Here is a 726-nt window from a genome sequence, read left to right on the forward strand (position 1 = left end):
GATTGCCGTCTTTATCTACATACTGTGTCGGTGCAGATCCCTTCTTGTCATTTGCGTCATTCACTACTTTGACAATATCTTCTTTATTTACCTTGACCGTTACTTTGCTTGCACCGTTTGCAGATTCAGTAACAACTTTCGCCAAATCTTCGCCGGCAAATTCTACCGTATTGGCATGTTTCACTTGACCGGTTACATCTGTAGTACCATCTGCCGCTTTACCTTTAATGACAAATCCTAACTTCTGCAAATCATCCACAGTTGCTACCGTTCCGGGTACTGCATGTTCTAAATCTGCCAATCCTTTGGTCGGTCCTTCTGCCGTGATGTCATTTGTTCCCGGTTTAACATTCGTGATCTGCATAGGCTTATCTTTTTCGCCGACTTTAATACCTGCCGGTGTCTGTTCTCCAGCGTCTTTATCCGGTGTGCCGTCAGCTTTTGCCTTGTAGTACTTATCGCCATCTTTTACAAGCGGATTGCCGTCTTTATCTACATACTGTGTCGGTGCGTTTCCGGCTTTATCGTTTATGCTCTTTACGGCATCAGCCACTTTCTTGTCATCGACTTTCACCGTAAATGTACGTACATTATCTTTCGTTTCACCGGTAACCGTTGCCAAGCCTTCACCGACAAATTTCACGGTTTGTGCATTGGTTACGGTGGCATGATAATTACCGCCGTCAGCTACCACAAAGCCTACCCGTTTCAAATCATCTACGGTTG

Annotated in this window: 1 protein-coding gene; it reads right to left on the reverse strand. The window is 44.9% G+C overall.

Annotated features, from left to right (window positions below; genetic code table 11):
* Window positions 1-726 (reverse strand): hypothetical protein (locus HMPREF3182_RS07610; RefSeq protein ID WP_206445534.1); only part of this gene is annotated, 726 nt, incomplete at both ends.

Source organism: Megasphaera hutchinsoni, from assembly GCF_001553405.1.
Classification (GTDB): Bacteria; Bacillota; Negativicutes; order Veillonellales; family Megasphaeraceae; genus Megasphaera; species Megasphaera hutchinsoni.